The organism is Pantoea sp. CFCC18179 (assembly GCF_059412405.1).
On record NZ_JBNBPM010000002.1, the window covers coordinates 422,328 to 431,869 of the forward strand.

Below are 9,542 nucleotides of genomic sequence, written 5' to 3' on the forward strand. Positions count from 1 at the left end.
TCTTCTCTCCTCAAAGGGGGGACGTTCCATGCGAAAGCAATCTATTCGGCCGCAAGTATCGCTTAACCGAGGTCGCCAAACCTCACCTGAAGTGCCGTGATGGCGGTCAGCGCGGTGGTTTCGGTACGCAACACGCGTGGTCCAAGTAAAATATCGGTGAAACCTTGTTCGGCGGTCATGGCGATTTCATCCGCCGTCAAACCGCCTTCCGGCCCAATCAGCAAACGCAGGCGTTCAACCGGCTGCGGCAGCGTGTTGATGCTGTGGCTGGCGCGCGGATGCAAATTCAACTTCAATCCGTCATCGGCTTCGGCGCACCAGGCTTGTAATGTCATCGGCTCGCGAATTTCCGGCACACGATTACGGCCGCACTGTTCACAGGCGGCAATCGCGATTTTCTGCCATTGCTGAATCTTTTTCGCCAGTCGATCGGCATCCAGCTTTACGCCGCAGCGTTCAGAAAACAAGGGCGTAATCACATTCACGCCCAGTTCGATCGATTTCTGGATAGTGAATTCCATTTTTTCACCGCGCGACATCACCTGACCGAGGTGTAAATGCAGCGGCGATTCACGGTCATCAGCCTGACTGGCAAGGACTCTTACTTTTACACGCTTTTTATCAGCCTGGGTGATTTCGGCGCTAAAAGTCAGATTACTGCCATCAAACAGCTCAATTTGCTGACCGGCAGTCATGCGCAGTACGCGCCCGACGTGGTTAGCGGCGTCTTCATCAAGAAACACTTCACTGTCAACTTCGAGAGATTCGGGGTGATAAATGCGAGGTATACGCATGCGGTTCCTGCCAGCGTTATGCCGTGTCACCGGACACGGCCCAATCGAAAAAAGTTAGTGTAGGGTAGCGCTTTTAGCGCTGGCAAGCTTGCTGTACATAGGAATTGTGATTTCCCTGCACTTTGGCAATGCGGTTATCGCGCTCGCATTCCCATTGAGTGACCGGATATTGCTTATCCCACGCGGTGAACAGCTGGGTTTGCTGACGCGAAAGACGCAGTTGGTATTGGTCACGCATATAGAAGTAGGTACGAGCGATGGCACCGCGTGCGCGCTCCGGCGGCTGCGCCAGTTTCTGCTTAAAATCGACTTTCATGCCGCATTGACCGTATTGCGATTCACCGCCGTTCCATTGGCTGTACTGGAAGTTATTGCGATCACCGTTCACTTCGCCAATCGCCGGTTGCAGGTTGTGCAGATCGCTCTCGATGCGGCGATAATCGGCATCTTTGCTGCAGTTTTTGCGTCCACCGTTCTGCCAGCATTGGCGCTGATGACCGAATTCCCACGCGGGCATCACATGTTCCCACTCAATGCGTTCCGCGCGATTGGCGTTCTTGCGCACGCTGTAGCCGCAACTGGCTAAGTCCGGCACGCCTTTTTTGCCTTGCCAGCTGATTTTGCAGCCGCAGTAAAAATCGGCTGGCGCATCAGCGTTGATCTGCGCTGCATAGGCTTTGGCCTGGCTAAAGTTATTCTGATGAAAGTTGGTGAAACTGAGGCTATAAGCACTAAGCGGGGCAACAAGTAAGGTAAGTAACAGCAGCGTTTTGCGAGACATATTCCAAAAATTAACCTAGTGCTGAAAAAGGGCGGCAGGGTAACAGAATGGCGAAGCGCGGGAAATGAGATAAACAAACTATGTTGCTGAAAACTCACCGGGTTGCAGCAATGCTTTGCAGTGCACACAGCGATACTCGCTTTCACCGCGCAACACGCGATTATGGCGACGGATAGTCAGTTGATGTTGCTGGCAGCGGCAGCGATAGGGGAAGGTGTTGCTACGCACTGAATCGATTTCAAAGCGATGTGTACGACGCGCCGGCACGCCAAGCACGCTCTCCATCATCCACTTCCACTCTTTACCGTGCGGCGGTACGCGGCCAAAAGTTTTCCACACCAGCAGATGCGCCAGTTCATGTGGCACCACTTCATCGACGAACTCTTGCTGATTCTCCAGCAGCAGTACCGGATTGAGGCGGATTTCCCATTTTTCCAGCCACGCGGTTCCCGCAGCGGTGCCGCGCTGTTGATAAACCAGGTTAGGTTCATCAAAACGGCGCTCCAGCTTGTCGTTGGCTAACTGTAAGAAATGGCGCAGCGAGCGCATAACGGCTTGTTGCAGGGCGATGGGCAGGCGAGGTGTTTTCATGCTGGGCAGCATAAAAGTTTGCGAGGGTTGAATCAACATCAGGCCGTTGCACGTTGGTCACCATAAATGGCGACCCTACAAAAAAGGGCCGCCCATCGGCAGCCCTTGATATCGCGTAACGGAATTACTTCTGACCGATATCGCGCAGTTTTTTGCCCTGCATCAGATTGCGCTCGATGTGCTCCAGCGAGACGTTTTTGGTCTCTGGAATCAGCGCCAGCGTCAGCAGAATGAAGAACACGTTCAGACCAGCGTAAACCCAGAAGGTTGGCGCGTTGCCCAGCGAGTTCAACATGGTCAGGAAGGTCGCACCGACGATCATGTTAGCAATCCAGTTGGTGGCGGTAGAAACCGTAATACCAAAGTCGCGGCCTTTCAGCGGCTGGATTTCTGAACACAGTACCCAAATCAGCGGGCCAGCTGACATCGCAAAACCAACGATGAACATCAGCAACATCGCCACCGCGAAGTATTGTGCTTCTGGCGAGTTGATGCCGATATGCAGCATGGTACCGAGAATGCCCATACCAATCGCCATCACCATAAAGCCCAGCACCAGCGTCGGTTTACGGCCCCAGCGATCAACCAGACCGATAGCGATAAAGGTCGCCAGCACGTTAACCAGACCGACAATCACCGTGCCCCACATTTGCTGCGTGGTGTTGGCAAAGCCAGCGATTTCGAAGATTTTCGGTGCGTAATACATGATGACGTTCATACCGGTGAACTGCTGCATCACCTGCAACAACACGCCAAGGAACACCGCACGGCGGAAGTTGCTGTTGCTCTGGAACAACTGCCAACCCGACTGTTTGATCTTCAGGCTTTCGCGGATTTCATCCAGCTCGCGTTTGGCTTGTTCGCTGGTATCACGCAGACGTGATAACACCCGTTCAGCACTGCGGAAATCGCCTTTTGCCGCCAGCCAACGTGGGCTGTTTGGCAGGAAGAACACGCCAATCAGCAGCAGCACCGCCGGAATGGTGATGATGCCCAGCATCCAGCGCCATGCGCCTGCATCGCTGAACGCGGTATCAGACAGATACGCCGCCAGAATACCGATGGTGATCATCAGCTGGTAAAGGGAAATCATACTGCCGCGAATTTTTTCTGGCGCGATTTCAGATAGATACAGAGGTGCGGTGTAAGAAGCGACACCCACCGCTAAACCGAGCACCACACGCGCGGCGATCAGCATTTCCGGGCTGGTTGCGCCAGCAGACCACAGCGAACCGATAACGAACAGAATCGCACCGGCCATCAGGCTCTTTTTACGACCCAGACGCGATGACATCCAGCCGCTACCTACCGCACCGACCGCTGCACCAAACATCATTGAGCTAACGATCCACTCTTGCTGGTGTGCAGTGACGTTAAAATCTTTTGCGATGAACGGCAGGGCGCCAGCGATAACGCCGATATCCAGACCAAACAGCAAACCGGCCAGAGCCGCTAAAAAGCAGACAAACAAGGTCATGACCTTATTTGAAGTTCTGCTCTTGTGAGTATTACCAGGCATGATGCCTCCAAAGTTTATCCATCGTTGTTGTTATCAATGTTATGAAACCTGTCGGCGGAAAAAAGTGAGTGCGATCACATCAGTGTAATCGGTTACACACGCTGAAACCCTGCAATCCAGCATTTTCCGCCCGAAATAGTTACGTAACCAGTAAGGTATAGCACCCTTTAAGTTTCTGACATCGCACTAAATACCGGCAATCAGAGGACGCTGAAAATAACGCATTTTCACCGTAATAACTACGCTGAAAAATCTCTAAATTGCCGATAATAAAAGGATTTCAAAATGTAATCGTTAACACTTGGTTGTTAATGGGGCGATTGAAGTGTAGACGCGGGAGAGAATGTGTACATGGCCGATAGAGGTTGGATAAGTGGTCACCATAAATGGCGACCCTACAAACCGCACACGTAGGGTCGCCATTTATGGTGACCTCATTTAACAGGCACAAAAAAGCCTGCACGCTGGCAGGCTTTTTCACATTCCCGCTGGGGGATAACTTATTTCAGACCCGCTGCTTCACGCAATTGTGCCGCTTTGTCAGTCTGCTCCCACGGGAAGTGCTCGCGACCAAAGTGACCGTAAGCCGCAGTCTCTTTGTAGATCGGCTTCAGCAGATCCATCATCTGAATCAGGCCGTATGGACGCAGGTCGAAGAATTCGCGTACCAGCAGGGTCAGTTGCTCGGTTGGTACTTTCTCGGTACCAAAGGTTTCCACCATGATGGAGGTTGGCTCAGCCACGCCAATCGCGTAAGAAACCTGGATTTCGCAACGATCGGCCAGGCCAGCTGCAACGATGTTTTTCGCCACGTAGCGTGCTGCGTAGGCTGCTGAACGGTCAACTTTGGATGGATCTTTACCTGAGAACGCACCGCCGCCGTGACGCGCCATGCCACCGTAGGTATCAACGATGATTTTACGTCCGGTCAAACCGCAGTCGCCCATTGGTCCGCCGATAACGAAACGGCCGGTTGGGTTGATGTGATATTTGGTGTTGGCGTTGATCCACTCAGTCGGCAGAACCGGCTTGATGATCTCTTCCATTACCGCTTCACGCAGGTCAGCAGTGGAGACTTCTTCCGCGTGCTGAGTTGACAGCACAACCGCATCGATACCGACAATTTTGCCGTCATCGTACTGGAAGGTGATCTGGCTTTTTGCGTCCGGACGCAGCCACGGCAGCGTGCCGCTTTTACGCACTTCAGCCTGACGCTGCACCAAACGGTGCGCGTAGGTCACTGGCGCAGGCATCAACACGTCGGTTTCGTTGCTGGCATAACCAAACATCAAACCCTGATCGCCCGCACCTTGCTCCAGCGGATCGCTGCGGTCAACGCCTTGGTTGATATCTGGAGATTGTTTACCAATCGCGCTCAATACGGCGCAAGAGTTAGCATCAAAGCCCATATCGGAATGGACATAACCGATTTCACGTACGGTATTACGAGTGATCTCTTCGATATCAACCCATGCGCTGGTGGTGATTTCACCGCCAACCAGCACCATACCGGTCTTAACGTAAGTTTCGCAGGCCACGCGTGCTTTCGGATCCTGTTCAAGGATGGCGTCCAGCACAGCATCGGAAATTTGGTCAGCGATTTTATCAGGATGTCCTTCTGATACGGACTCGGAAGTAAATAGGTGTTTAGCCATTCTGTTCTTTACCTTACAAATGGTTTGAATACGACTGCATAGCGTTAATGGTGAACCCGACTTAACGCCCCTTCAGGCAAAGCCACGAGCAGTAGGAAGTTGGTCGGTGCTGCGCCAGGCTAACAGTGCCTGGATGTTAATCAGTTTAGATGGAAAACCATCTGGACGGCTATTCTAGGTTACGCATTAAGCACTTTTCCAGTGCTTTTTCCGAATCAGCATTATTAGCAACATCGTTAATGGCAATTTTTCCTGACAGCGCCCGCAGTTAGCCGACAAAGATTTTGCAATTTTTTCTCGCTGGCGGTATAAAACGCCGCTGTTATAAAGGATGACGCCATTGTGCGTCGCGCCGTCAGAATCTTTCTGATTTTCACCCAAGCCGTTTCTCGCCTGCTTTTCGCAAGCGTTGGAGGTGATACAAGTAATGAACCACACTTTCTCTCTCTTCGGTTCACTGCGCTCGACGGGCGCGCTGGCACTCCTTTCCCATTCCAAATCAGCTCTTTTCTCTCGAAGTTTTAGTCGCTGCGGTAATCACACCGACACGATAGCCGGCTAATTTGTTCCTGTAATTTTACCACTGCATTTCACTTGCTTAAGCCGTGAAGATCCCGGGCTTTTGGGCCTAATTTCACCGACTTCGGCACGGTGTTTTACACTTAGAACACAGCAATGTGTATGGGACAGCAAGCAGGATGACGCAACTTTCAGCTGGCATCACAGTCTTAAAACTCGGTAACAGTTTCTTATTTCAACGGAAAATTGAGGTTCGCGATGTCTGACGACATGAAGAATATCAAAGGTTCGTCAGCTGGCGAACAAGGTGTACTCCGCTCCATGCAGGAGGTAGCAATGAACGATCAGGAAGCAAGCAGAATGCTGCGCACCTACAACATTGCGTGGTGGGGAAATAACTATTACGACGTCAACGAGCTGGGGCACATCAGCGTGTGTCCCGATCCGGATCAGCCGGAAGTGCGCGTTGACTTAGCGAAACTGGTGAAAGAGCGCGAAGCCGACGGTCAACGTCTGCCGGCGCTGTTCTGCTTCCCGCAAATTCTCCAGCATCGCCTGCGTTCGATTAACGCCGCTTTCAAACGCGCGCGTGAATCTTACGGCTATAAAGGTGACTACTTCTTGGTTTACCCGATCAAGGTTAACCAGCATAAGCGCGTGATTGAATCTCTGGTTAACTCCGGCGAGCCGTTGGGCCTTGAAGCCGGTTCCAAAGCCGAGCTGATGGCGGTGCTGGCGCATGCCGGTAAAACCCGTTCGGTGATTGTGTGTAACGGCTATAAAGACCGTGAATACATTCGTCTGGCGCTGATTGGTGAGAAACTCGGCCACAAAGTGTATCTGGTGATTGAGAAGATGACCGAAGTGCGTCTGGTGCTGGAAGAAGCGGAGCGCCTGAGCGTGATCCCGCGCCTCGGCATCCGCGCGCGTCTGGCTTCGCAGGGTTCGGGCAAATGGCAATCGAGCGGTGGCGAGAAGTCCAAATTCGGTCTGGCGGCATCGCAGGTGTTGCAGTTGGTCGACATCATGCGCAAAGCCGGTCGTCTCGATAGCTTGCAACTGCTGCACTTCCATCTTGGTTCGCAGATGTCCAACATTCGCGATATCGCTACCGGCGTACGTGAATCGGCGCGCTTCTACGTTGAGCTGGCAAAACTCGGCGTCAACATTAAGTGCTTCGACGTCGGCGGCGGTTTGGGCGTGGATTATGAAGGCACGCGTTCGCAATCCGATTGCTCGGTTAACTACGGCCTGAACGAATACGCCAACAACGTAATTTGGGCGATTGGCGATGCTTGTGAAGAGAATGGCCTGGAACATCCAACCGTGATCACCGAATCTGGCCGCGCCGTGACCGCGCATCACACCGTGTTGGTCTCCAACATCATTGGTGTTGAGCGCAACGAATTCAGCACGCCGGTGGCACCGGATGTGGATTCACCGCGTCCGATTCAGAGCTTGTGGGATACCTGGCAAGAGATGCACGAACCCAACGTGCGTCGTTCGCTGCGTGAATGGCTGCACGATAGCCAAATGGATCTGTTCGACATTCATACTGGCTACTCATCGGGCACCTATGATCTTGGTCAGCGTGCGTGGGCCGAGCAGCTGTATCTCAGCATCTGCCACTATATTCAGCAGCATCTTGATCCAAGCAACCGTGCGCATCGCCCGATCATTGATGAGTTGCAGGAGCGCATGGCGGATAAGATTTACGTCAACTTCTCGCTGTTCCAATCAATGCCGGATGCGTGGGGCATCGATCAGCTGTTCCCGGTGTTGCCGCTGGAAGGGCTGAACAAAATGCCGAAACGTCGCGCGGTGCTGCTCGATATTACCTGTGACTCTGATGGCACCATCGATCACTACGTCGATGGCGATGGCATTGCCACCACCATGCCGATGCCGGAATACGACATTGATAATCCGCCGATGCTCGGCTTCTTTATGGTTGGCGCCTATCAGGAAATCCTTGGCAACATGCATAACCTGTTCGGTGATACCGAAGCGGTGGATGTGTTTGCCTTCCCGGATGGCAGCGTGGAGGTTCAGCTGTCGGATGAGGGCGATACGGTGGCGGATATGCTGGAGTACGTGCAGCTGAATCCTAACGATTTGATGACGCTGTTCCGCGATCAGGTAACCCAGCAGACCGATATTGATGAAGAGCTGCGCGCGCAGTTCTTGTCAGAATTCGAAAGTGGTCTGTATGGCTATACCTATCTTGAAGATGAATAAGTCATAACCCTTATTCACACCGGGTGCATTGTCGGGCTCGGTGTGAATCAATTTGAGATAAGATCCAACTCGCGATCTCATTTAATTAATTTGTGATCGTAGTCACCTAAAATATTCTTCCACGCTTCCTCAATCTGCTTAGGTTAATTTCCGCTTCAATAACCAGCATTATTTTCCATATATCCTCGCCACCTCATTCTTTTTTTTCAGCAATATCCATAGTTTAGCGTTTGTGTTGCCGCACATTGACCAGTCAAACTGTTATGTATTCTTTGCAATGTATAATTAAAATTAAAACATTAAGATTCTAATAGTACCAAATGTAAATGATATTTATTGACTCTATTTGGAATCATGCTTTCTGTATGAATGATTTGGCATTTTAAGTCAAAAACTAGCGCAAACTTTGATTGTTTAATTTATTTTCTTTAAATTTCAATGCGTTCGTTGATATTTAATCTGTCAAGGCCGGTGCTAAGTTAAATTTTCCCAGGAATTATCTGATCTTTTTGTGAAATTTAAAGAAATTTACCTGCGTTATTGATTGATTTAAACAATTGAAGTTGGTCAAAGCTTTACTGAAATCTATTTTTCAAAGTGTTAGTTGTACGTTAACCTTCAGTTAAGGTGTTAAGTTTTATCAATGTTTCCCTTACTTATTACATGAGAAATCTTGACAGTTTTGGCTGTCAGGTCAATGCAGTAAGGAGCATGAAATGCGCAATCATCCGAAGACAATCTTCATGTTGGAGCCGGTTTACGATTTATCCGGCCAGGTGATTGCCAGGGAATTGTTAACGCGTCTCGCAGACGACGCAGACATCAATAATAAGCGTAACCCGAAAAGGGATGTTGGGTTCTTCAGTCAGCTTTCTGCTGACGTTAAATGGCAGTTATTCCTCCACCAGATCGAAAAACTTATTCAGCTTTACCAGAAAGGGTTCGACCAGATTGTTAGTGTCAATGTTGATAGAGATATCGTAGCCAGCATTTTTAAAGATGCTGAAATACAAGAAAAACTGGCTCAACTGACGCTGTTGCGTCTGGAAATATCAGCATTCTTCACCGCGCGGTTTAATAGCGCCGATCTGTTGATTTTAAAAGGTGTTGCGAAAGTAACGCCGGCCCCTTTATGGCTCGACGACTTTGGTCCGGGTTATTCCAACCTCAGTATGCTCGATAGCGGAATATTTGAAATCGTCAAGTTAGACAAAGAATTCTTTTGGCAATTTGGCGACGGTCGCACCTTTGACATTCTGCTCGACCACCTCAACGAATTATGCCGCGGCGTGATTGTTGAGGGTGTTGAAAATCAACAACAGGTCGATCTGCTATCGCGTAAAGCAATTTACGGTATGCAGGGTTATTTATGGCAGAGCGTCTATCTCGATGATTTTTTAGCGAAATCCTGACGCGTATTAGGTTGAGTTTTATCCCTTGGGGAA

Annotated in this window: 8 protein-coding genes; 2 read left to right on the forward strand and 6 right to left on the reverse strand. The window is 50.6% G+C overall.

What is annotated here, in order from left to right:
• Nucleotides 1–62: 62 nt before the first annotated feature.
• The 6 genes from rsmE to ACPUC7_RS06625 form a co-directional block, all read right to left on the reverse strand.
• Nucleotides 63–794, reverse strand: a complete 732-nt coding sequence (gene rsmE / locus ACPUC7_RS06600; protein WP_494922239.1) for a 16S rRNA (uracil(1498)-N(3))-methyltransferase — start codon at nt 792–794, stop codon at nt 63–65.
• A 73-nt stretch (nt 795–867) separates the two neighbouring features.
• Nucleotides 868–1,575, reverse strand: coding sequence for a deoxyribonuclease I (endA, locus tag ACPUC7_RS06605; protein WP_494922240.1), 708 nt, complete (start codon nt 1,573–1,575; stop codon nt 868–870).
• A 78-nt stretch (nt 1,576–1,653) separates the two neighbouring features.
• A complete protein-coding gene (locus ACPUC7_RS06610; RefSeq protein WP_494922241.1) occupies nt 1,654–2,166 on the reverse strand; it encodes a SprT family zinc-dependent metalloprotease in 513 nt (170 codons plus the stop codon).
• Between the two features lie 124 nt (nt 2,167–2,290).
• Nucleotides 2,291–3,685, reverse strand: a complete 1,395-nt coding sequence (locus ACPUC7_RS06615) for a sugar porter family MFS transporter (RefSeq protein WP_494922242.1) — start codon at nt 3,683–3,685, stop codon at nt 2,291–2,293.
• A 500-nt stretch (nt 3,686–4,185) separates the two neighbouring features.
• Complete coding sequence (gene metK / locus ACPUC7_RS06620; RefSeq protein ID WP_494922243.1) at nt 4,186–5,340, reverse strand: methionine adenosyltransferase; 1,155 nt, start codon at nt 5,338–5,340, stop codon at nt 4,186–4,188.
• A 186-nt stretch (nt 5,341–5,526) separates the two neighbouring features.
• The gene (locus tag ACPUC7_RS06625) at nt 5,527–5,778 is read right to left on the reverse strand and encodes a hypothetical protein (protein WP_494922244.1); all 252 of its coding nucleotides are present in this window, start codon (nt 5,776–5,778) and stop codon (nt 5,527–5,529) included.
• A gap of 339 nt (nt 5,779–6,117) precedes the next feature.
• On the opposite strand from ACPUC7_RS06625, the gene speA reads away from it, so the two are divergent.
• Nucleotides 6,118–8,097 carry a biosynthetic arginine decarboxylase gene (speA, locus tag ACPUC7_RS06630; RefSeq protein WP_494922245.1) on the forward strand — a complete coding sequence of 660 codons (1,980 nt, stop codon included), beginning with the start codon at nt 6,118–6,120 and terminating at the stop codon, nt 8,095–8,097.
• 716 nt (nt 8,098–8,813) lie between these two features.
• Nucleotides 8,814–9,509 carry an EAL domain-containing protein gene (locus tag ACPUC7_RS06635; RefSeq protein WP_494922246.1) on the forward strand — a complete coding sequence of 232 codons (696 nt, stop codon included), beginning with the start codon at nt 8,814–8,816 and terminating at the stop codon, nt 9,507–9,509.
• The last annotated feature ends 33 nt before the right edge of the window (nt 9,510–9,542 follow it).

Excerpts from the sequence above, each read along its gene's own strand:
- ACPUC7_RS06610 (WP_494922241.1), bottom strand. The coding sequence starts at position 2,166 with ATGAAAACACCTCGCCTGCCCATCGCCCTGCAACAAGCCGTTATGCGC.
- speA (WP_494922245.1), top strand. The coding sequence starts at position 6,118 with ATGTCTGACGACATGAAGAATATCAAAGGTTCGTCAGCTGGCGAACAA.
- rsmE (WP_494922239.1), bottom strand. The coding sequence starts at position 794 with ATGCGTATACCTCGCATTTATCACCCCGAATCTCTCGAAGTTGACAGT.
- ACPUC7_RS06635 (WP_494922246.1), top strand. The coding sequence starts at position 8,814 with ATGCGCAATCATCCGAAGACAATCTTCATGTTGGAGCCGGTTTACGAT.
- endA (WP_494922240.1), bottom strand. The coding sequence starts at position 1,575 with ATGTCTCGCAAAACGCTGCTGTTACTTACCTTACTTGTTGCCCCGCTT.
- ACPUC7_RS06615 (WP_494922242.1), bottom strand. The coding sequence starts at position 3,685 with ATGCCTGGTAATACTCACAAGAGCAGAACTTCAAATAAGGTCATGACC.
- metK (WP_494922243.1), bottom strand. The coding sequence starts at position 5,340 with ATGGCTAAACACCTATTTACTTCCGAGTCCGTATCAGAAGGACATCCT.